We start from the raw sequence: 21,796 nt of genomic DNA, 5'->3' as shown, positions 1-21,796 counted from the left end.
GGCGACGCGGGTTCAGAGCAGGCGGCGCAACCAGGTCAGCCGGGCGGCGCGCGCCGCCCGGCTGAGCCGCGCTTCCGGCGCCAGCGAGTCGAAGCCGTGGAAGCCGCCCGGCCACACGTGCAGTTCCGCTTCGCCGCCCGCCTGCCAGATGCGGCTCGCGTAGGCGACAACCTCGTCGCGGAACGTCTCGGCGGTGCCGACGTCCAGGAACGCCGGCGGCAGGCCCGAAAGATCCTCGGCCCGGGCCGGCGCCGCATACGCCGGGACGTCTTCGAGGTCGCCCAGGTACGCTGTCCAGCCGACGTTGTTGGCCGTGCGGTCCCACAGTCCGCGGCCGTCCAGGTCGACGGCCGACGGCGTGTCGTTGCGGTCGTCGAGCATCGGGCAGAGCAGCAGCTGCCCGGCGAGGGACGGCCCGCCGCGGTCGCGGGCCAGCAACGCGGTCGCGGCCGCGAGCCCGCCGCCCGCGCTGACCCCGCCGAGCACCAGCGGGGCAGCGAACCGCTCGGCCGTCCACAGCAGACCGGCGTAGCAGTCCTCGAGCGGCGCCGGATACGGGTGCTCGGGGGCGAGCCGGTAGCCGGGCGAGACCACGGTCAGGTTCGCCTCGCCCGCCCAGGCCAGGAGGTTCGGCACGTCGGCGCCGAGGTGGCTGCCGACGATCGTGCCGCCGCCGTGCACGTAGTAGAGGACACCCGCGCTCGACTCCGGCGTCATCACCAGCAGCGGGACGTCTCCCGCGTACTCCTCGGCAACCTTGTACGCCGGGTACGCGGCGGCCAGCTCCGCGACGGTCCGGTGCTCGGCCGCGTTCAGCTCCCGACGGCCGGGGATGTCCTCGAGCGAAGCCAAGGGCGGGCGCAGGGCGCGCAGGGTTTCGACGACGGGCGCCAGCTCGGCGTCGAAGGGCGGCGGGGTCATCGCGTGGGATCCGAGACGACGAGCACCAGCGACCCGTCGAAGGCGGGCTGTTCCCGCAGCTTGCCGTAGCGGCGTTCCCACGTGCCGTCGTCGAGGTCGTGCCGCAGCTCGGCGGCGAAGCGGTGGTGCACGCGGTCGTCGACGAAGCTCCACGCCGAGCACGACAGCCGCGCGCCCGGGTCGAGCAGGCGTTCCGGCCGGGCGTAGTAGGCCTCGTTGAAGCCGTCGGTGCAGTCGATCGGGATCGGCACGCCCAGCACCGAAGTGTGGCCGCCGAGCCCGTCGGCGATGTCGTCGACCGACGGGTAGCGCCCCGCCTCGGTCTCGATCACCTCGGGCGCGTAGTCGAGCAGCCAGAACCTCCGCAGCAGCGCCGGGTCGCAGGTCAGGATGGCGATCGGGCCGCGGGTCACCCGGCGCATCTCCTTCAGCCCGGCCCACAGGTCGTTCCACTGGTGCACGCTGAACGTGCTCATCGCGCCTTCGAACGCCCGGTCCGGGAACGGCAGCTTCTCGGCGACCGCGTCGACCGCCGGCGGCAGGTGCGCCGGGCGCTGCGCGCGCATCGACGCGGACGGCTCGACCGCCGTCACTTCGCGGTCGGCGGGCTCGTAGGCGCCGGCGCCCGCGCCGACGTTCAGCACGGTCCGCGCGTCGCCCAGCGCGTCGAGGATGTACTGGCCGATGCGGGGATCCGGCTTCCGGTAGTCGGTGTAGACCCCGCCGATCGCGCCGTAATCCGCGTCCCCGGCGCTCCCGTCCGCACGTCGCTGGCTCATGACAGAAAACTATCAGCGCGGTCCGCCGTCGAGGGCGTTGCTCCGCGAGGCGTAAGCGAACGCCGGGCATCCGGCCCATCCGTCAATTCCTGTCGCAAAGTTGCGTAAGTTCGTCCAACTATTGCGATTTCCTGTCCAGGATTCGTATGATCCGGATCACAGAGGTCCCCACCTGCTGCGGAAAGGCCAGTGCTGCCCATGTCTCCCAGCTCTGTCTTCAGCGCGCCCAAAATACGACTCGGCGCTTTGGCCGCGGCCGTGCTCACGGCCGCCGGCCTCACGATCGCCGCCGCCCCCACGGGGAGTCCGGCGCTCGCCGCCGGGCGCGGCGCGAGCGTGCCGTTCCTCGAACAGGAAGCCGAAACCGCCGCGACCAACGGTTCCGTGATCGGCCCGAACCGCGCCGCGGGCACGCTCGCCGGCGAGGCGTCCGGCCGCAAGGCCGTGACGTTGTCCGGCCAGGGCCAGTACGTCGAGTTCACGCTCACCGCACCGGCGAACTCGATCGACTTCCGGTACAGCGTCCCGGATTCCGTGACCGGGACGATCTCGCTGTACGTCGGCGGCACCCACAACCGTGACCTCGCGCTGACGTCGAAGTGGGCCTGGTACTACGGCTCGTACCCGTTCACCAACAACCCGGGTGACGGTCACGCGCACCACTTCTACGACGAGACCCGCGCGCTGCTCGGCACGTCCTACCCGGCCGGCACGAAGATCAAGCTGCAGGTCGACGCGGGCGACGTCACGCCCGTGACGCTCGACCTCGCCGACTTCGAGCAGGTCGGCGCGGCGGCCACGCGGCCGGCGAACTCGGTGTCCGTCACCGACTACGGCGCCACCGCGGGCGACACGAGCGACGACGCTCCGGCGTTCGACTCGGCGGTCGCCGCGGCTCGCAGCCAGGGCAAGGAAGTCTGGATCCCGTCCGGGACGTTCACCCTCGGCCACCACATCACCGTCGACCAGGTGACGATCCGCGGCGCCGGGCCCTGGTACTCGGTGCTCACCGGCCCGCGCGCCGGGATCTTCGGCAAGGGCGAACCGGCGAGCTGCGGAACGTCCACGTATCCCGGCAATCCCGCCGTGCCCGGGGTGAGCAGCGCGGTGAAGCTCTACGACTTCGCGATCATCGGCCAGGTCGACGCGCGCGTCGACTGCGACCAGTCCAACGCCATCGGCGGGGCGCTGGGCGGCGGCTCGGTCGTGCAGAACCTGTGGCTGCAGCACACGAAGGTCGGGCTCTGGCTCGACGGGCCGTTCGACGGGCTCACCGTGTCCGGCAACCGGGTCCTCGACCAGACCGCCGACGGGCTGAACCTGCACCAGGGCATCAGCAACGCAGCCGTGACGAACAACTTCCTGCGCAACACCGGCGACGACGGGCTCGCGATGTGGTCCGAGCACGACGCCGACCACCACAACACGTTCTCCTTCAACACCGTGCTGCTGCCGATCCTCGCCAACAACATCGCGATCTACGGCGGGCACGACAACACGGTGTCCGACAACGTCGTGGCCGACAACCAGGACCAGGGCGGCGGCCTGCACATCGCGAACCGGTTCAGCGCGGTGCCGCTGTCGGGCACCACGACCGTCGCGCGCAACACCGCGATCCGCACCGGGGTGCTCGACTCGAACTGGCAGTTCGGCGTCGGCGCGCTGTGGTTCGACGGCCGCGACTCGGCGATCACCGGCCGGGTCGACGTCAGTGATCTCGACCTGCTGGACAACAACTACGAGGCGATCCAGTTCATCGACGGTGCCACCACGGACGTCCACTTCACGAACGTCCGGATCAGCGGCGCCGGCACGTTCGCCTGGCAGCTGCAGTCCAAGCCGTCGGGTTCGGTGAAGAACGTCGTCGCGACCGGGATCGGGCGGGCCGGGGTCTACAACTGCCTGGGATCCGACGCGATGAGCGGGCTGGCCGACCAGGGCGGCAACTCCGGCTGGACCACGACGTACTGCGGCTCGTGGCCGACGCCGGTGTACGGCTCGGACAACGGCGGCACGACCACTCCCCCGACCACCACCCCGACTCAGCCGGGCGGGAACCTCGCGTTGCACAAGAGCGTCAGCGCGTCCGGTTCGCAGGGTGGTTTCCCGCCGGGCAACGCCGTCGACGGCAACGCGAGCTCCTACTGGGAGAGCTCGAACAACGCGTCCCCGCAGACGCTGACCGTCGACTTCGGCAGCACGGTCAGCGTCTCGCGGCTGGTGCTGAAGCTGCCGCCTTCGTGGGGCGCGCGCACGCAGACCCTGTCCGTCGACGGCGTCAAGGCGTCCGCGACCTACACGTTCGATCCCGGGTCCGGGAACACGGCGACCGTGACCTTCCCGGCGACGTCGGTGCGCACCCTGCGGCTGACGTTCACCGGCAACACCGGCTGGCCCGCCGGGCAGCTGTCCGAACTCGAAGCCTATTCCTCCTGAAAGGTGATGATGATGTCTCGTGTTCCCCGCGGCGCGGCGCTGCTTGCCGCCGCTCTCGCCGCGTCCGGTCTGACCGTGCTGTCCGGCAGCACCCCGGCCGCGGCGGCGACCTGCCCGACCACGGCGTCCGGCGGCGCGAGCGTGCCGTTCCGGACCGTCGAGGCCGAGTGCTCGGCGACGAACGGCTCGGCCATCGGCCCCGACTACACGCAGGCCAGCCTGGCTTCGGAAGCCTCCGGGCGGCAGGCGGTCCGGATCGGGACCGGCCAGTACGTCGAGTTCACGCTGCCCGCGGCAGCGAACGCGATCAACGTCCACTACAGCGTCCCGGACGGCTCCTCGGGCCGGTTGTCGGTGTACGTCAACGGGACCAAGCTCGGCAGCGGGCTCTCGGTGACGTCGCGGTATTCCTATGTGGACACTTCATGGATCCCGGGCGCGAAGACGCACCACTTCTTCGACGACGCGCGGTTGCTGTTCGGGCAGAACGCCTCCGCCGGCGCGAAGGTGCGGGTGGCCGCCGACTCCGGTGACGTCGGTCAGGCGACGATCGACCTCGCCGACTTCGAGCAGGTCGGCGGCGCGGGCACGAAGCCGTCGAACGCGCTGTCCGTCACCGACTACGGCGCCACGGCGAACGACTCCTCGGACGACTCGCAGGCGTTCCGCAACGCGCTGTCGGCGGCGCGTTCACAGGGGCGCGAAGTCTGGGTGCCGTCCGGCCGGTTCGAGATCGGGTCGGCGCTGCAGATCGACCAGACCACCGTCCGCGGCGCGGGTCAGTGGTACACGGTGCTGCACGGCAACAACATCTTCAACAACGGCAGCGCGTCCGGGAACATCAAGCTGTACGACTTCGCCGTGTTCGGGGACGTCACCGAGCGCAACGACGGCAGCCCGGACAACGCGTTCCACGGCGTCCTGGGGAACGGGTCCGTCGTGAGCGGCCTGTGGATCCAGGACACCAAGTGCGGGCTGTGGCTGATGAACGGCGCGTCGTCGAACGTCACCATCGAGAACAACCGCATCCTCGACACCCAGGCCGACGGCGTGAACTTCGACGGCGCCGTCACGAACTCGACGCTGCGCAACAACTACCTGCGCAACAACGGCGACGACGGCCTCGCGCTGTGGTCCAACGGCCAGGCCGACTCGGGCAACTCGCTGGTCAACAACACGATCGTGCAGCCGAACCTGGCCAACGGCATCGCACTGTACGGCGGCTCGAACAACACCGTCAGCGGCAACCTGGTGCAGGACACCAACGCCCTCGGCGGCGGCTACCTGGTCGCGAACCGGTTCAACTCGGTGCCGCTGTCCGGCACGGTCACGCTGTCGAACAACACGGCGCTGCGGGCCGGGGCGCTCGACCCGAACTGGCAGTTCGGCGTGGGCGCGCTGTGGTTCGACGCGCGGGACCAGGCGATCACCGGCGTCACGATCCGGGTCACCGGGTTCACCGCGATCCAGAGCCCGTACGAGGCGATCCAGTTCATCGACGGCAACGGCGCCGGCAAGCCGATCCAGGGCGTCACGATCGACGGCGTCACGGTGCAGGGCGTCGGCACGTTCGTGGCGCAGTCGCAGACGCAGGGATCGGTGTCGATCAGCAACCTGACGGCGTCCGGCGTCGGCGTCACCGGGACGTACAACTGCCCGTACCCGACGTCGATCCCGCGCATGACCTTCAGCGGGTCGGGCAACAGCGGTTGGACCGGCACCTGGGGTGACTGCTCGACGTGGCCCGCGCCGAACTCGGGGCCGCCGCAGCCACCTACGTCCGGCAGCAACCTCGCGCGCGGCAAGGCGATCAGCGCGTCGGCGTCCGTCGGTGGCTTTCCGCCGTCGAACGCGAACGACGGCAACGCGGACACGTACTGGGAGAGCGCGAACAACGCGTTCCCGCAGACGCTGACGGTGGACCTCGGCGCGGCTTCGTCGATCAACAAGGTGACGCTGCGGCTGCCGCCGTCGTCGGCGTGGGGCGCGCGGACGCAGACGGTGACGATCTCCGGCAGCACCGACGGCGGCTCGTACACGACGCTGGTGGGTTCGCGCGGCTACGCGTTCGACCCGGCTTCCGGCAACACGGCGTCGGTTTCGTTCACGGCGACGTCCCAGCGCTTCGTGCGGCTGACGTTCACCGGCAACACCGGCTGGCCCGCCGGTCAGGTGTCCGAGTTCGAGGTGGCGGCTTCGTAACCCGGACGCTCCGCAAGCCCGTACCGGTCGTGACACCGGTACGGGCTTGTCTTACTTTTGCGCTCGGTTGCTGTAAAGTTTCAGCCATGACGCGTCGCCTTGCCGAAGTCGCCCGCCAGGTCGGGGTCAGTGAAGCCACGGTCAGCCGGGTGCTCAACGGCCGGTCCGGGGTTTCCGCCAGCACCCGCGCCGCCGTGCTCACCGCGCTGGACGTGATGGGGTACGAGCGACCCACCCAGCTGCGCGGCGAGCGCGCCCGCCTCGTCGGGCTGGTGCTGCCGGAACTGCAGAACCCGATCTTCCCGGCGCTGGCCGAGATCATGGGCAACGCCCTCGCCCAGCAGGGGTTCACGCCGGTGCTGTGCACCCGGACCGCGGGCGGGGTGTCGGAGGCGGAGTACGTCGAGCTGCTCCTGCAGCAGCAGGTGTCGGGCGTGGTGTTCGCCGGCGGGCTGTACGCGCAGGCGGACGCGGTGCATTCGCACTACCACCACCTCGTCGAGCGGCGGCTCCCGACGGTGCTGATCAACGCGGCGGTCGACCACCTCGGGCTGCCGCAGGTCTCGTGCGACGACGCCGTGGCGGTCGAGCAGGTCGTCGGGCACCTGAGCTCGCTCGGGCACGAGAAGATCGGGCTGGTGCTCGGGCCGTCGGACCACGTGCCGTCCCAGCGGAAGCTCGAAGCGTTCCAGGCGTACGCGGCGAAGCTGGGGTTGCCGGTGCTGGACGAGCTGGTGGAACACGGGATGTTCTCGATCGAGGGCGGCCACGCGGCGGCGGCCCGCCTGTACCCCCGCGGCGCGACGGCGGTGCTGTGCGCGAGCGACCTGCTGGCCCTGGGCGCGGTCCGAGCGGCTCGCCGGCAGGGGCTGTCGGTGCCGGACGACATTTCGGTGGTCGGCTACGACGACTCGGCGCTGATGAACTGCACGGACCCGCCCCTGACGACCACGCGCCAGCCGATCGAGGCGATGGGCCGGGCGGTGGTGGAGCTCCTGGTGAAGCGCATCAACGGCGGCGAGGTGGCGGCGGAGGAGCTGCTGTTCGCCCCGGAACTGGTGGTCCGGGGGTCGACGGCGCGCCGGATCGCCTGAGGCTCGGGGCTCAGGGCGCGGCAGCTTCGGCTGCCGCGCCTTTTTCGTACGCCCCAGCCCGACCAGGGCAGGCTGTTGGCCGGGTGAGCGACGGGTTCGAAACCCTCCGCTCACGCAGCGCCCTCCCGGCGCCTGACGCACCAGGCAGTCGGTTCACGTACCCAGGCAGTCGGTTCACGTACCCCGGCAGTCGGTTCACGTACCCCGGCAGTCGGCTCGCGTACCCCCGCAGTCGGCTCACACACCCCCGCAGTCGGCTCGCGTACCCCGACGGTCGGCTCACACACCCCGCAGTCGGCTCGCGTACCCCGACGGTCGGCTCACACACCCCCGCAGTCGGCTCGCGTACCCCGACGGTCGGCTCACACACCCCCGCAGTCGGCTCGCGTACCCCGACGGTCGGCTCACGCACCCCGGCAGCCGGCTCGTCCGCCTGCCGAGCCGACCCTCCAGCGACGCGACCGACTCTCCGAGCACCCGGACCATCGCGCTTTTTGCGCCCGCCCCGGCCACGCCCCCGCCCCGAAACAGCCCCCGCCCTCCCTGGGGGGCGTGCCCTTGTCCAGCGTATCGGCGCCCCCCGACGAAAAGCCGGGGTACGGCCTGAGCCGGGCGTACTTGTCCACATCGCGGCCCTCCTGTGGACTACGCGTCCTGTTCGTAACTTGCAACTTCTCGTCGTCTTATTGCGTCGATCTGCTCTCACACTTTAGAGTGACCGCAATCACGTGACAGCCGTCGCGACCCTGAGAAGAGGCTTGAGATGAGCAGTCCCCGGTCCCGATCCTTGCCCCGGCGCGTGTTCTGCCTGCTGGCCGCCGGTGGGCTCGCGCTCACCGTGGCCGCCTGCGGTGATGGCGATGACGCCGCGCAGACCGGCGGGAAGGTGAAGATCACGGTCACCGGCCAGCCGCCGACCAGCCAGCCGTTCGAGCGCAGCGTCTTCGACGCCGACGTCAAGGAGTTCGAGGCTTCCCACCCGAACATCGACATCGACCCGCACGAGGGGTTCATGGACCCCAAGACCTTCTCGGCGAAGCTCGCCGGCGGGCAGCTGGAAGACGTCTACTACGTCTACTTCACCGATCCGGCGCAGATCATCGCCCGGCACCAAGCCGCGGACATCACGGAAGCCGCGAAGAGCGTTCCGCACATTGACGACATCAAACCGGAACTCCTCGACAACTTCCGTGACGCCACCGGCAAGCTCTACGGCCTGCCGACCATGAACTACACGATGGGCCTGCTCTACAGCCGCCCGCTGTTCCAGAAGGCCGGGCTCGACCCGAACACGCCGCCGAAGACCTGGGACGAAGTCCGCGAAGCCGCGAAGAAGATCTCCGCGCTGGGCAACGGCGTCGTCGGGTACGCCGACTACAGCAAGAACAACCAGGGCGGCTGGCACCTGACCGGCTGGCTCTACTCCATGGGCGGCGACATCGCCCGCAAGGACGGCGACAAGTGGGTCGCCGACTTCGACAACGAAAAGGGCAAGAAGGCCCTCCAGTACCTGCACGACATGCGCTGGACCGACAACTCCATGGGCGCCAAGCAGCTCCTCGAGGCCCAGGACGTGCAGCGCATGATGGGCGCCGGCCAGCTCGGCATGTACATGGCCGCCCCGGACAACGTGCCCGTCCTGGTCAAGCAGTTCAACGGCAAGTACGAGGACTACGGCGTCGCCGGCATGCCCGGCGGCCAGGGCACCCTGCTCGGCGGCGAGGGCTACATGCTGAACCCGAAGGCCTCGCCGGAGAAGGTCAAGGCCGGCCTCGAGTGGATCCAGTGGAAGTACCTCAACCCGGACCGCTTCGAAAAGCACATCCAGCAGTACGTCGACGGCAAGCAGCCGGTCGGCCTGCCCGCCGAGCCGACCCCGGACGTCTGGAAGGGCGCGGTGCGCGAGCAGCAGCTGGCGCTGAAGGCCAAGTACGCCAACGTCCCCGCCGCGAACTACCAGTCCTACGTGGACACCACGAGCAACATCAAGGGCAGCATCGAGCCGCCGAACGCGCAGCAGATCTACGCCGCGCTCGACAGCGTGATGCAGGCCGTGCTGACCGACCAAAACGCGAACATCGACCAGCAGCTCTCGTCGGCCGCGTCGAAGGTCAACAGTGTCCTCGCCCAGGTCAAGTAGCCTCCTCGCCTGGCCCGCGGCGAAACCGTCGCGGGCCGGGCGCCCGGCCGCAACGCAGGTGAACCGGACCCGGATCAGGCGCAAGCTCAAGGAGAACCTCACCGCGTACGGCCTGCTCTGCGCCGCGCTCGTGGTGTTCGCCCTGTTCTCCTGGTACCCGATCGTCCGGGGTGTGCTGCTCAGCTTCCAGCAGGTCGACTTCGTCAACGCGCCGACGTGGGTCGGGTTCGGCAACTTCACGCGCCTGTTCGAAGACCCGCTGTTCGGCGTCGCCTGGCGCAACACGCTGCTGTTCACCGGGCTCGCGCTGGTCTTCGGGTTCGCCGTCCCGTTCCTGACCGCGGTGCTGCTCAACGAAATCCGGCACGCGAAGGCGTTCTTCCGGCTCGCCGTCTACCTGCCGGTGATGCTGCCCCCCGTGGTCACCGCGCTGATGTGGAAGTGGTTCTACGACCCGGGTCCCGGCCTGTTCAACTCCGCACTCGGCGCGGTCGGCCTGCCCGGCGGCCAGTGGCTCGACTCCTCCACCACGGCGATGCTGTCGCTGGTCTTCGTCTCGACGTGGGCCAACATGGGCAGCACCACGCTCATCTACCTGGCCGCGCTCGGCACGATCCCCGGCGAGCTGTACGAAGCCGCGGAACTCGACGGCGCCGGGCTGTGGAAGCGGCTGCGGCACGTGACGTTCCCGCAGACCCGGTTCGTGCTGCTGGTGCTCCTGCTGCTGCAGATCGTCGCGACGATGCAGGTGTTCACCGAGCCGTACGTGATGACCGGCGGCGGCCCGGACGACTCCACGGTCACCGTGCTCCTCCTCCTGTACCGCTACGCCTTCGTCTACAACGACTTCGGCTCGGCCAGCGCGATGAGCCTGCTGCTGTTCGTGGCGCTCGGCGTGTTCTCGGCCTGGTACGTCCGGCTGACCCGGAAGGCGGACCAGTCATGAGAACCCTCGTCTCCCCCGGCGCGTTGCGCAGCCCGCGCGGCAAGGCCGTCTACGGCGTGGTCTTCGCCTGCACGCTCCTGGTGTTCGTCCTGGCCTTCATGTTTCCGCTCTACTGGGTGATCACGGGGGCGATGAAGTCACCGCAGGAGCTGGCGCAGACCCCGGCGACGCTCGTCCCGCACGAGTGGCACCCGGAGACCTTCGCCGACGCCTGGGACCAGCTGAGCCTCGGCAAGTACTTCCTCAACACGCTCATCGTCGCCGGTGGCGCGTGGCTGGCGCAGCTGGCCATCGACGTCCCGGCCGCGTTCGCGCTGTCGAAGCTGCGGCCCAAGTTCGGCAACGTCGTGCTCGGGCTCATGCTGGCGACGCTGATGCTGCCCGCGACGGCCCTGCTCGTCCCGACCTACGTGACGGTGACGGACCTGCCGCTGCTGCACCTGAACCTGATCAACTCGCCGACCGCGGTCTGGCTGCCCGCGGCGGCGAACGCGTTCAACATCTACCTGCTGAAGCGGTTCTTCGACCAGATCCCGGACGAGCTGATCGAGGCGGCGCGCATCGACGGCGCCGGGCCGGTGCGCACGCTCTGGCGGATCATCCTGCCGATCTCGCGGCCGATCCTGGCCGTGGTGTCGATCCTCGCGGTGGTCACCGCGTGGAAGGACTTCATCTGGCCGCTGCTGGTGTTCCCGGACACCGAAAAGCAGACGCTCTCGGTGATGCTGCAACGGGTGGCGATCGACATGCCGCTCAACGTGCTCGTCGCCGGGATGGTGCTGGCCAGCCTGCCGATGGTGGCGCTGTTCCTGGCGTTCCAGCGGCAGATCCTCGCCGGGCTGACCGCCGGCAGCGTCAAGGGCTGAGCCGGGTTTCACAACGACTAGGAGGGGCACTTTCGTGACCGACAAGACCGGCTGGTGGCGGAGCGCGGCGATCTACCAGGTCTACATCCGCAGCTTCGCGGACGGCAACGGCGACGGCGTCGGCGACCTCGCCGGCGTGCGCGCCCGGCTGGACCACCTGGCCGACCTGGGGATCGACGCGATCTGGTTCACCCCGTGGTACCCGTCGCCGATGGACGACGGCGGCTACGACGTCGCCGACTTCCGCGACATCGAGCCGCTGTTCGGCACCCTCGCCGAGGCGGAGGAGCTGATCGCCGAGGCGCACGCCCGGGGTATCCGGGTGATCATCGACATCGTGCCCAACCACTGCTCCGACGAGCACCGGTGGTTCCAGGCGGCCGTCGCGGCCGGCCCGAACTCGGCGGAGCGGCAGCGGTTCTGGTTCCGGCCCGGCCGCGGCCCGGACGGCAGCGAACCGCCGAACAACTGGAAGTCGCGCTTCGGCGGGTCCGCGTGGACGCGCGTGCCGGACGGCGAGTGGTACCTGCACCTCTACAGCTCGCGCCAGCCCGACTTCAACTGGGACAACCCGGAGATCCGGGCGGAGTTCGAGGACGTGCTGCGGTTCTGGTTCGACCGCGGCGTCGACGGCTTCCGCATCGACGTCGCCGACGGGCTGGTCAAGGACCCGCGGCTGCCCGACGTCGACGACGGCGACGAGACGCCGTTCTCCGACCAGGAGGGCCTGCACGAGATCTACCGGTCGTGGCGCAAGATCGCGGACAGCTACGCGGGCGAGCGGGTGCTGGTCGGCGAGATGTGGCTGCCGGACATGTCCCGCGCGGCGCGCTACCTGCGCCGCGACGAGCTGCACTCGGCGTTCAACTTCGACTTCCTGGTCTGCCCGTGGGACGCCAAGCGCTTCCGCGACGTCATCGACCGGACGCTGAAGGCGCACGACGAGGTCGGCGCGCCGGCCGCGTGGGTGCTGTCGAACCACGACGTCACGCGGCACGTCACGCGGTACGGACGGCAGGGGGACACCGGGTTCAGCTTCGCGAACCGCCTGCACGAGCTGCCGGTGGACCGGGAGCTGGGCACCCGGCGGGCCCGGGCGGCGGCGCTGCTGACGCTGGCCCTGCCCGGCGGGCTGTACGTCTACCAGGGCGAAGAGCTCGGGCTGTGGGAGGTCCTGGACATCCCCGACGAGCTGCGGCAGGACCCGGTGTGGGCCCGCACGAACGGCGCCGACCCCGGCCGCGACGGCTGCCGCGTGCCGATCCCGTGGTCCGGCGACGCCCCGCCGTTCGGCTTCGGCTCGGGCGGCGCCTGGCTGCCGCAGCCCGGCGAGTGGGCGGGGTACACGGCCGAGGCCGAGGCGGCGGATCCGGCGTCGATGCTGTCGCTGTACCGCGCGGGCCTGCGGCTGCGGCGGGAGCTTCCGGCGGACGGGTTCGAGTGGCTTGCGCCGGCCGAGGGCGTGCTGGCGTTCCGGCGGGGGTTCACGTTCGTGCTGAACTTCTCGGCCGGGCCGATCCCGCTCCCGGACGGCGAAGTCCTGCTGGCCAGCGGGCCGGTCGGCGGCGGGGAGCTGCCGACCGACACCGCTGTCTGGCTGAAGTCCTAGGCGGTCAGCTGCAGGATGTCTACGCCGCGGACGTTGTCCGCGACGTAGACATACCGGCCGTGCCAGTACGGCGCCCACGCGCTCGCGTCGCCCGGGCGGTAGTAGGCGATCTGCCGCGGGTTCGTCGGGTCGCTGACGTCGAGGAAGCGCGTGCCCTGCGCGTAGAACGACTGCACCAGGACCTTGCCGCGGACGTCGAAGTAGTGTGCGGAGCAGTCGTCGGACGCCGGGTCGCTGCCCTCCTGCCCTTCGACGCTCCAGGTGCCGACGCTGCGGAGCCGGAACGGCTGTTCCGGCGTCGAACGCCAGCCTTCGCCGTGGTAGGACCCTTCGAGCGAAGAGATCGTCAGGACGCCGTCGCCCGCGCAGCCGTCGACGAAGTTCTCCTCCGTCGCGTAGATCAGGTCCTGGCCGCGCCAGGCGCCGTCCGCGGCGCGGTGGCCGGCCGGGTGGAAGCTGTTGTGCATGAACCGCGACGGCGCCGCCGTCTCCGAGATGCCGCCGCCGGCGTAGGGCACCGGCTCGTGCGCGGTCGCGCGGCGGAGCTTGTTCGTCAGCGGGTCGCGGTGCACGCCGTTCGTCCAGTAGCCGCGCACGCCGCCGCGGCCGGACACCCAGGCCACGCCGTTGTCGTCGACCTGCACGTCGTGCACGTAGTCGGTCTTGCCGTCGTTGCGGGCCAGCTCGATCGGCTCCGGGTTGACCTTCGGGTGCTTCGGGTCGCGGATGTCGGTGACCCAGATCGGGCGGCCACCCCAGTCGGCCGGCTGGTCGTCGGCCTTCGCCGGGCCGCCGGTCCACAGGTAGCGGCAGCCGTCGACGCAGCTGGTCGTGTGGCCGGCCGGCACCTTCACGTAGCTGAGGATCGCCGGGGCCTCGGGCTTCGAGACGTCCACGACGTAGATGCCGGACTCGCCGGTGTGGGTGGTGCCGCCGAACGCACGCGGGTCCCGCGACAGGAACACCAGCTTGCGGTCCGGGTCGACCTCGGTGTCCTCGGTCTCCCACAGCCCCGGCATGCTGACCTGGCCGACCAGCTTCGGCGCCACCGGGTCCTTCAGGTCGTAGACCTTCAGCCCGAACTCGCCGGACACGACCATCACGTCCCGGTGGTGGTGGTACTGGAGGAAGTTGATCGAGATGGCGCCGGCGGCGTCGGGCACGTTGCCGACCGGCCGGACGTTCTTGATCGCCCCCGGGTCACCCGCCGTGCGGGCGGCCGGTACGGCGGGTTTGTCGTCCTCGCCGCAGGCGGCGGCCGGTAACCCGGTCGCGACCAGGGTGGCGCTGACGGTGACGGCGGCGAAGCACGACCGCAACCAGGTGCGCACGCGGAACCTCCCAGAACGCTACGAGCGTGACCAACCGAACGGTACGACGGAGATCAACCGGACACAACCGTCTTTGGTTGTCTTCCGACTGGTAGGACTGGCGCATGCGCCTGCTCGTCCTCCTCGCCGTCGTGGCCCTCGCCGTCACGGGCTGTTCCGACCCCGATCCGGCCCGCCCCGGCGTCCTGTCCGCCGGCATCCGGGAGCCCGCGACGCTGCTGCCCGCCGACGTCGCCGACCAGGCGGGCCGGCTGGTGACCGGCGCGCTGTGGACCCCGCTGGCCGACTACGACGCGGCGTCCGGGAAGGTCACCCCGCGCGCGGCCGAGTCGATCGCGAGCGCCGACCGGGTGCACTGGACGGTCAAGCTGCGGCCCGCGACCTTCCACGACGGGACGCCGGTCACCGCGCAGTCCTACGTGGACACGTGGAAGGCGATCGCGGACGCGAAGTGGTTCTCCTCGCCGATCCTGACGAAGCTGTTGCGCGCCCGGGAGATCAAGGCCGCGGCTCCGGACACGATCGCGCTGACGCTCGACCGCCCGTCCGGCCAGGTGCCCGCGCTGCTCTCGGCGCCGGGCCTGGTGCCGCTGCCCGCGTCCGTGCTCGCTTCCCGCGATTGGAACGGCTTCGCGAAGGCGCCGATCGGCAACGGCCCCTACCGGCTCGACGGACCGTGGAAGCCCGGCTCGGGTGGCACCCTCAAGCGAGTCGGCGAAGGCAAGGCCGCGGAGATCGAGCTGCGGGTCGGCGAGCCGGCCGCCCAGTACGACGCGGTGAAGGCGGGCACGCTCGACCTGGCGACCGAGGTGCCCGGCGAGCAGCACGAGGCCATGCACGGCGACTTCGGCGAGCGCCACGCGACCTGGGCGCTGCCGCAGGCCGGCTACCTGGCCTTCCCGGTGACGAACCCCCGGTTCGCCGACGCGACCGTCCGCCACGGCTTCGCGCTCGGCGTGGACCGCGCCGCCCTGGAAGCCGGGCCCCTCGCCCACCAGGTCGACCCGGCCAAGGCGCTGCTGCCGCCGTCGGACGCCCCCGGTGAGCGGTCCGGCACGTGCCGCCCGTGCAGCTTCGACGCGGCGGCAGGCAAGGCGCTGCTGAAGCAGGCGTCCTTCCCCGGCGGTGCGACCGTCTACTTCGGACCCGGCGCCGAAGCCTGGACGCGGACGCTGGTGGTCGGGCTGCACCAGGCCCTGGACGTTTCGGTGACCGCGCAGGCGATCCCGCACAACGGGACCCTCGACGGGCCGGCCACTTTGGACGTCAAGCTGGTCACGGCGAGCCCGTACGAGCTGCTTTCGAAGCTGGCCGAGGAGTCGGGGTACACCGACGAGGTCTTCCGCCAGAACCTCGCCCTCGCCGACGCGGCGGCGAGCGCGGAGGAGGCGGGCGAGCTGTACCGGCTGGCGGAGAACCAGCTCCTGCGCGACCTGCCGGTGGCCCCGCTGTGGTCCGGCCACGGCCACGCGGTCTGGTCGGCACGGGCCCACGACGTCACGACGACGCCGTTCACGGGACCGGTGCTGGCGGGGATCTCGGTGTCGTGACCTGGGATCCCGCGCCGCTGTCCGAGGTGGCCGAGCTGTTCTCCCGGACCGGGGCCCCGTAGTGGATCGCGGGTGGGTACGCGATCGAACTCGCCGTGGGACACGCGTTCCGCGAGCACGGCGACGTCGACGTCCTGCTGCTGCGGCGCGACCAGGCGGCGGTGCAGGAGGCGCTGCCGTCGTGGGAGTGGTGGGCGGCCGACCCGCCCGGCACGCTGCGCCCGTGGCGGCGCGGCGAGGTGCTGCCGCCCGGCGTCGACGACGTGTGGTGCCGGCCGGGGCCGTCGGCGCCGTGGCGGATCCAGGTCATGCTCGACGAGAGCGAAGGCGGCGAGTGGGTCTCGCGCCGCGACCCCGCCGTGCGGCGGCCGATCGGCGAGCTGGGCGCGGTCTCGCCGGACGGCCTCCCCTACCTGGCCCCGGAAGTGCAGCTCTTCGCCAAGGCGCGCCACACCCGGCCCAAGGACGAGCAGGACTTCGCCGCGACCCTGCCGGTGCTCGGCGACGCTCAGCGGCGCTGGCTCGCCAGAGCCCTGGAGCAGGGCCATCCGTGGCTGGACCGCCTCTAGACCGTGGCGTGCTCGACCACGGTCTCGATGAACGCCGTGGTCAGCGGATCGGGTTCGGCGCGGGTGTAGGCGGCCAGCGTCCGCCGGACCGGCACGCCCGGCCGCAGCACCCGGCCGTCGAAGCGGGCGGGCAGGACGTTCGCCGGGACCAGCGCCGGGCCGAGACCCGCCGCGGCCAGGATCGGCGCGGCGGCCGTCTGCTCGGTGCGGACCGCCGCGCGCGGGCGGAAGCCCGCCGCCGCGCACGCCGCGTCGACCAGCTCGGCCAGGCCGTTGCCCGGGGCGTAGTGCACCCACGCGCAGCCGGCGAGCGTCGCCAGGTCGACCACGCCGGTCGCGTCGTCCTCCGCGGCGCCGTCGGCGGGCAGCACGACGACGAACTCCTCGACGCCCAGCTCCCGCACCGGCCCGGCCCAGCCGCCGGGCCGCGGGCCGAGCGCGACGTCGGCCTCGCCCGCGGCCATCGCGTCCCGCAGCTCGTCGGCGTGCCGGAACTCGATCAGCCGGACGTCGACCTCGGGCCGGTCGCGCCGCCACACGCGCAACGCGGGCGGCAGCACGCCGAGGCCGACCGAGTACACCGTCGCGACCTGCAGCTCGCCGGCCGTCGTGCCGGAGGCGAGGCGGGCGGCGCAGCGCGCGCGTTCGGCGTCGGCCAGCGCCGCCCGCGCGTGCGGCAGCATCGCCCGGCCCATCGGGGTGAGCCGGACCGCGCGGGGCAGCCGTTCGAGCAGGGGCCCGCCGAGGCTCTGTTCGAGGGCCCGCATCTGGTGGGACAACGCGGGCTGCGTCACGTGCAGCTGCTCGGCGGCGCGGGTGAACGAGCCGGTGTCGACCACCGTGACCAGGTACTCGAGCTGCCGCAGACTTGTCATGAACGCACCTTATCGCTGCCGTGACAACTAAGCCTTGGACTTATCGCGCGGGCGTGACCAGCATCGGTGGCATGACGCGAAAGACCGCCTTGGTCGCCGGGGCCAACGGCATCATCGGCAAGAACCTCATCGAGCACCTGCGCGGGGACGGCGGCTGGGACGTCGTCGGCCTCTCCCGCCGGGGCGGGCCGGGCACGGTCGCCGTCGACCTGCTCGACCCCGCCGACACCCGGGCGAAGGTCGGCCCGCTGAGCGCCACGACGCACCTGTTCTACGCCACCTACCAGGACAAACCGACGTGGGCGGAGCTCGTCCCGCCGAACCTGGCGATGCTGACGAACCTGGTCGACGCCGTCGAGGCGGCGGCGCCCGGCCTCGAGCACGTCAGCCTGATGCAGGGCTACAAGGTCTACGGCGCGCACCTCGGCCCGTTCAAGACCCCGGCGCGCGAGACCGACGCGGGGCACATGCCGCCCGAGTTCAACGTCGACCAGCAGGCGTTCCTCGAACGGCGGCAGGGGCCGTGGAGGTGGTCGGCGATCCGGCCGTCGGTGGTCGGCGGCACCGCGCTGGGCAACCCGATGAACCTGGCGCTGGTGATCGCGGTGTACGCGTCGATCTCGAAGGAACTCGGGCTGCCGCTGCGGTTCCCGGGCAAGCCCGGCGCGTACGACAGCCTGCTGGAGATGACGGACGCGGGCCTGCTGGCGTCGGCGACGGTGTGGGCGACCGGGCACGAAGGCGCGTTCAACATCGCGAACGGCGACCTGTTCCGCTGGAGCGAGCTCTGGCCGAAGCTGGCGGCGTACTTCGGCCTGGAGGTGGCCCCGCCGCTGCCGATGTCCCTGCCGGTGGTGATGGGCGACAAGGGTCCACTGTGGACGTCGATGGCGGCTCGCCACGGCTTGACGGCGTCCTATGCGGACGTCTCGGCGTCGTGGGCGTTCGGCGACTTCGTGTTCGGCTGGGACTACGACATGTTCGCGGACACGTCGAAGTCGCGGCGGGCGGGGTTCCACGAGTACGTCGAGACGGAGCAGATGTTCTACCGGCTCTTCGACGAGTTCCGGAAGGCGCGGGTGATCCCCTAGCCGCGGCCGATGAAGGGCATGGTCGTCGCGGTGATGGTGAGGAACTGGACGTTGGCGTCGAGCGGCAGGGCCGCCATGTACCGCACCGCGTCGGCCACGTGCCGGACGTCGAACGTCGGCTCGGCGAGGATCCGGCCGTCGGCCTGCGGGATGCCGGCGGCCATCCGCTCGGTCATCTCGGTGGCCGCGTTGCCGATGTCGATCTGCCCGCAGGCGACGTCCCAGGCCCGGCCGTCGAGCGAGATCGACCGCGTCAGCCCGGTGACGGCGTGCTTCGTCGCGGTGTAGGCGACGCTCGCCGGCCGCGGCGCGTGCGCGGAGATCGAGCCGTTGTTGACGATCCGGCCGCCGCGCGGGTCCTGCTCCTTCATCAGCCGCACGGCTTGGCGGGCGCAGAGGAACATCCCGGTGAGGTTGACGTCGACGGTGCGCTTCCAGTCCTCGACGGACAGGTCGGCGACCGTGCCGCCCGCGGAGATGCCCGCGTTGTTGAACAGCAGGTCGAGCCGCCCCCACCGCTCGCGGACGGCGCCGAAGAGCGCCTCGACGGCTTGTTCGTCGGAGACGTCGGCAGGCACGGCCAGCGCGTTTTCGAAGCCCGCGCCGGTTTCGTCGAGAGCATCGGCCCGCCGACCGGCCAGGGCGACGTGGTAGCCGTCTTCCAGCAGCGCCCGGGCGACCGCCCGCCCGATTCCCGACCCCGCTCCGGTGACCACCGCGGTCTTCGCCATGACGCCTCCTCGGATGCCTGCCAGACTGCCCACATGGGACTTCGCGAAAGCTTCCAGGCCGGGCTGGCCCGGCAACTCGGCCACCCTAGCGGCCTGCGCGGCCGGGTCGTCGGCGCGATGCTCAACCGCGGCAACCGCAAGCCGATCACCAAGGCCGTCGCGGCGCTGGGTCTCGCGGGCGGCGAAACGGCCCTCGACATCGGGTTCTGCGGCGGGCTGGGGCTCGCGCTGCTGCTGCGGGAGGCCGGCACGGTGCACGGCGTCGAGATCTCCACGACGATGCTCGAGCGGGCCCGCCGCGCCTTCCGCCGGGAGATCGCCGCGAACCGGCTGCGGCTGCACGAAGGCCCGATCACGGCGTTGCCCCTCGACGACGGCTCGGTCGACGCGATCATCACCACGAACACCGTGTACTTCGTCGACGACCTCGACGGCGCCTTCGCCGAGGTGGCGCGGGTGCTGAAACCGGGCGGCACGTTCGTGCTCGGCATCGGCGATCCGGAGTCGATGAGCGGGTCACCGCTGTTCACCGAGCACGGCTTCCGCCTCCGCCCGGTCGCCGAGGTCGAGGCCGCGCTCACCCGCGCCGGGCTCGGCGTGCGTCGGCACGAGCGGCTCGGCCACGGCGAAATCGGCTTCCACCTGCTGGTCACCGCGCCGGAATGACGAAAAACGGGGGCCCGGCTCGCGCCGGACCCCCGTTTCCGAGGAACTACTTGGCCGCCACGCCGAGCGCCGCCAGCGCCGGGCCGGCCATGATCACGCCGGTGCCCGTCACCGTGTCGAACCCGGGCGTGCCCAGGTCGATCGCGCTCGACACCAGGGCCGAGCGGATCTGGGCCGGGGTCGCGGTGGGCTTGCCCGACAGCAGCAGCGCCGCGATGGCCGCCGCGTGCGGGGCCGCCGCCGACGTCCCGAAGAACGGCTGGAAGCCGCTCACCGAGGTCGCCACGCCGTCGGCCGCCGTGATGTCCGGCTTGTTGCGGACCGTGCCGCCGGTCGAGGACACGTTGCCCGGGGTGATCGCGGTGCCGTCGGCGTTGTAGAACAGGCGCCGCTTGCCGTCGGAGGAGAACCGCTCCCACTTGCTCGACGCGGTGTAGAGGCCGGGGTAGGGGCCGGCCGGGTTGGCCGGGTCACCGGTCTCCAGGGGACGGGTGAACGCGCCCGCCGCCGGGGCCGCCGCCACGCTGAACGCGTTCGCCGCGGCCGAGTGGCCGTTGGTGACGCCGTTGGTGCTGAACGCCTTGAGCGAACCCGAAGCCACGAACCGGCCGCGGATGACGTTCAGCGCGAGGAACCGGTCGGCGCCGCTGTACTTGACCACCGCGACCTTGTAACCGGAGCCGGTGCTGGGCACCGAAGCGATCTCGTACGGGTTCTGCGAACCGGACTGGCCGTTTTCGCTGGAGGCCACGACGCTGCCCGAGGAGTTCAGGATGAACAGGTCGTAGTCGTTGGCGGACTTGCCCCACGGGTCGGACCAGAACAGCGTCACCGGGCGGCCGAGCGAGCCCGCCGAAAGCGCGTCGAAGTTCTGCGTGGTGGTGCTCGGGTCGAAGTCGTGCGGGGTGCCGGTGACGCCGCTGATCTTCGTCGAGGAGGCGCGGAAGTCGCCTTCGTAGTAGCCGCTGGTGCCGTCGGTCGCGTTGCCCGAGTTGCCGGCCGAGGAGAAGTACAGCGCGCCGGCCGCGGTCACGTCGTTGACCGCCTGCGCGACCTGCGTGTCCTGGAACGGCGACTCGTCGAAGTAGGAGACGTCGTCGACGATGATCTGGCAGTTGCCGGTGCTGCGCAGCGCGCGGATGTTCGAGGCGAAGCCGGCTTCGCTGGTGAAGGCGGTGGCGAAGCCGAGGGTGGCGTTCGGCGCGAGGTCGTGGATGATCTCGAGCATCGCGGTGCCCTCGTCGCCGCTGCCCTTCTGGCCGGCCAGGACGTCGACCGCGGGGAGTTCGCCGGCGGCCTGCGACTTCGCCAGCGAGTCGACGCCGTCGGACAGCACGCACACCTTGACGCCGGAGCCGCTGACGCCGTAGGTCGTGCGGGCGGCGTCGGCGCCGTGCGCCTTGTCGCCTTCGGACACCTGGGTCGCGGCGGCCGCCTTCGCGGCCACGGCTTGGCGCAGGTCCCGGTTGCCGGGTTCGCTCCAGGTCGTGGCCTGCGCCGCGGGCTTGACTTCGGCGACGTCGCCGCGGCCGGCGATCGCGTCCAGGGCGGACAGCGGGAGGTCGGCGCGGACGGTGCCGTCCGGCGAGGTGAAGCGGACGGCACCGCCCGCCGCCTTGACGGCGTTCGCGACGGCCTGGCCGTGGGCGGCGATGTCGACCGAGACGGTGCCGGCGCCGCTGACGCCGACGCCCGAGCGGTAGTCGGGCAGCTTCGCGGCCAGCGACCGGTCCGCCCGCAACCGCTTCTCGACGACCAGTTGGCTCGATTGCTTGCGCTCCGCGGGGGTCAGGCTCTGCTTGATGCTCTGCAGCGCGCCGATGCCCGCCCCGGTGCGCGCGGCCGCCGCGTCCACCGTGGACGGCTGCGCCGCCGAGACCCCTGTGGTCAGCAGCAACGCGCCGACCGTCAGCGGAACCGCGTGCGCGGCGACCCGGCTGAATCTCACCATCGATGTCTCCCTGTGGTACTCGGCCACTCGACCGAATGA

At 71.3% G+C, this 21,796-nt stretch carries 17 protein-coding genes; 11 read left to right on the top strand and 6 right to left on the bottom strand.

Annotated elements, in window-relative coordinates; all coding sequences use genetic code 11:
• Positions 1-12: 12 nt before the first annotated feature.
• Entirely contained in the window at positions 13-921 is a 909-nt protein-coding gene (locus ACH54P_RS41760) for an alpha/beta hydrolase fold domain-containing protein (RefSeq protein WP_489908824.1), read from the bottom strand.
• Positions 918-1,700, bottom strand: coding sequence for a class I SAM-dependent methyltransferase (locus tag ACH54P_RS41755; RefSeq protein WP_489908823.1), 783 nt, complete (start codon positions 1,698-1,700; stop codon positions 918-920). Before ACH54P_RS41755 ends, ACH54P_RS41760 begins: the two co-directional genes overlap by 4 nt.
• Before the next feature lie 198 nt (positions 1,701-1,898).
• On the opposite strand from ACH54P_RS41755, the gene ACH54P_RS41750 reads away from it, so the two are divergent.
• The 7 genes from ACH54P_RS41750 (at position 1,899) to ACH54P_RS41720 (ending at position 12,993) form a co-directional block, all read left to right on the top strand.
• Positions 1,899-4,136, top strand: coding sequence for a discoidin domain-containing protein (locus ACH54P_RS41750; RefSeq protein ID WP_489908822.1), 2,238 nt, complete (start codon positions 1,899-1,901; stop codon positions 4,134-4,136).
• 6 nt (positions 4,137-4,142) lie between these two features.
• Positions 4,143-6,338: a discoidin domain-containing protein gene (locus ACH54P_RS41745; RefSeq protein ID WP_489908821.1), complete on the top strand. Its 2,196-nt coding sequence runs from the start codon at positions 4,143-4,145 to the stop codon at positions 6,336-6,338.
• 86 nt (positions 6,339-6,424) lie between these two features.
• Positions 6,425-7,432: a LacI family DNA-binding transcriptional regulator gene (locus tag ACH54P_RS41740; RefSeq protein WP_489908820.1), complete on the top strand. Its 1,008-nt coding sequence runs from the start codon at positions 6,425-6,427 to the stop codon at positions 7,430-7,432.
• Between the two features lie 763 nt (positions 7,433-8,195).
• Positions 8,196-9,572 carry an ABC transporter substrate-binding protein gene (locus ACH54P_RS41735; protein WP_489908819.1) on the top strand — a complete coding sequence of 459 codons (1,377 nt, stop codon included), beginning with the start codon at positions 8,196-8,198 and terminating at the stop codon, positions 9,570-9,572.
• On the top strand, positions 9,550-10,518 hold the full coding sequence (locus ACH54P_RS41730) for a carbohydrate ABC transporter permease (protein WP_489908818.1): 969 nt from the start codon (positions 9,550-9,552) through the stop codon (positions 10,516-10,518). The genes ACH54P_RS41735 and ACH54P_RS41730 overlap by 23 nt, the downstream gene beginning before the upstream one ends.
• Positions 10,515-11,384, top strand: a complete 870-nt coding sequence (locus ACH54P_RS41725; RefSeq protein ID WP_489908817.1) for a carbohydrate ABC transporter permease — start codon at positions 10,515-10,517, stop codon at positions 11,382-11,384. The genes ACH54P_RS41730 and ACH54P_RS41725 overlap by 4 nt, the downstream gene beginning before the upstream one ends.
• A 34-nt stretch (positions 11,385-11,418) precedes the next feature.
• Positions 11,419-12,993: a glycoside hydrolase family 13 protein gene (locus tag ACH54P_RS41720; RefSeq protein WP_489908816.1), complete on the top strand. Its 1,575-nt coding sequence runs from the start codon at positions 11,419-11,421 to the stop codon at positions 12,991-12,993.
• Here the strand turns inward: ACH54P_RS41720 and ACH54P_RS41715 are convergent.
• Positions 12,990-14,324 (bottom strand): LVIVD repeat-containing protein, encoded by a 1,335-nt coding sequence (locus ACH54P_RS41715; RefSeq protein WP_489908815.1) that lies wholly within the window; start codon positions 14,322-14,324, stop codon positions 12,990-12,992. The genes ACH54P_RS41720 and ACH54P_RS41715 overlap by 4 nt on opposite strands.
• A gap of 104 nt (positions 14,325-14,428) precedes the next feature.
• Between ACH54P_RS41715 and ACH54P_RS41710 the strand changes: the two genes are divergently transcribed.
• Both ACH54P_RS41710 and ACH54P_RS41705 read left to right on the top strand, forming a co-directional pair.
• The gene (locus tag ACH54P_RS41710; protein WP_489908814.1) at positions 14,429-15,874 is read left to right on the top strand and encodes a peptide ABC transporter substrate-binding protein; all 1,446 of its coding nucleotides are present in this window, start codon (positions 14,429-14,431) and stop codon (positions 15,872-15,874) included.
• Positions 15,875-15,969: 95 nt separating this feature from the next.
• A complete protein-coding gene (locus ACH54P_RS41705; RefSeq protein WP_489908813.1) occupies positions 15,970-16,443 on the top strand; it encodes a nucleotidyltransferase domain-containing protein in 474 nt (157 codons plus the stop codon).
• Here the strand turns inward: ACH54P_RS41705 and ACH54P_RS41700 are convergent.
• Positions 16,440-17,318 (bottom strand): LysR family transcriptional regulator, encoded by an 879-nt coding sequence (locus ACH54P_RS41700; protein WP_489908812.1) that lies wholly within the window; start codon positions 17,316-17,318, stop codon positions 16,440-16,442. The two genes, ACH54P_RS41705 and ACH54P_RS41700, sit on opposite strands and share 4 nt — an antisense overlap.
• A gap of 71 nt (positions 17,319-17,389) precedes the next feature.
• Here ACH54P_RS41700 and ACH54P_RS41695 point away from each other — a divergent pair, with 71 nt between their 5' ends.
• Positions 17,390-18,409, top strand: a complete 1,020-nt coding sequence (locus ACH54P_RS41695; protein ID WP_489908811.1) for an SDR family oxidoreductase — start codon at positions 17,390-17,392, stop codon at positions 18,407-18,409.
• Here the strand turns inward: ACH54P_RS41695 and ACH54P_RS41690 are convergent.
• Positions 18,406-19,140 (bottom strand): SDR family oxidoreductase, encoded by a 735-nt coding sequence (locus tag ACH54P_RS41690; protein WP_489908810.1) that lies wholly within the window; start codon positions 19,138-19,140, stop codon positions 18,406-18,408. The two genes, ACH54P_RS41695 and ACH54P_RS41690, sit on opposite strands and share 4 nt — an antisense overlap.
• A gap of 33 nt (positions 19,141-19,173) precedes the next feature.
• On the opposite strand from ACH54P_RS41690, the gene ACH54P_RS41685 reads away from it, so the two are divergent.
• Positions 19,174-19,806: a class I SAM-dependent methyltransferase gene (locus ACH54P_RS41685; RefSeq protein WP_489908809.1), complete on the top strand. Its 633-nt coding sequence runs from the start codon at positions 19,174-19,176 to the stop codon at positions 19,804-19,806.
• A 46-nt stretch (positions 19,807-19,852) separates the two neighbouring features.
• Here the strand turns inward: ACH54P_RS41685 and ACH54P_RS41680 are convergent, their stop codons facing one another.
• Entirely contained in the window at positions 19,853-21,757 is a 1,905-nt protein-coding gene (locus ACH54P_RS41680) for a S8 family serine peptidase (protein WP_489908808.1), read from the bottom strand.
• Positions 21,758-21,796: the final 39 nt, after the last annotated feature.

The sequence above is a fragment of the Amycolatopsis sp. N2S4-7 genome (assembly GCF_058119595.1).
The sequence above is the reverse complement of the archived record's forward strand: the minus strand, read 5'-3'. Positions and strand labels throughout refer to the sequence as shown.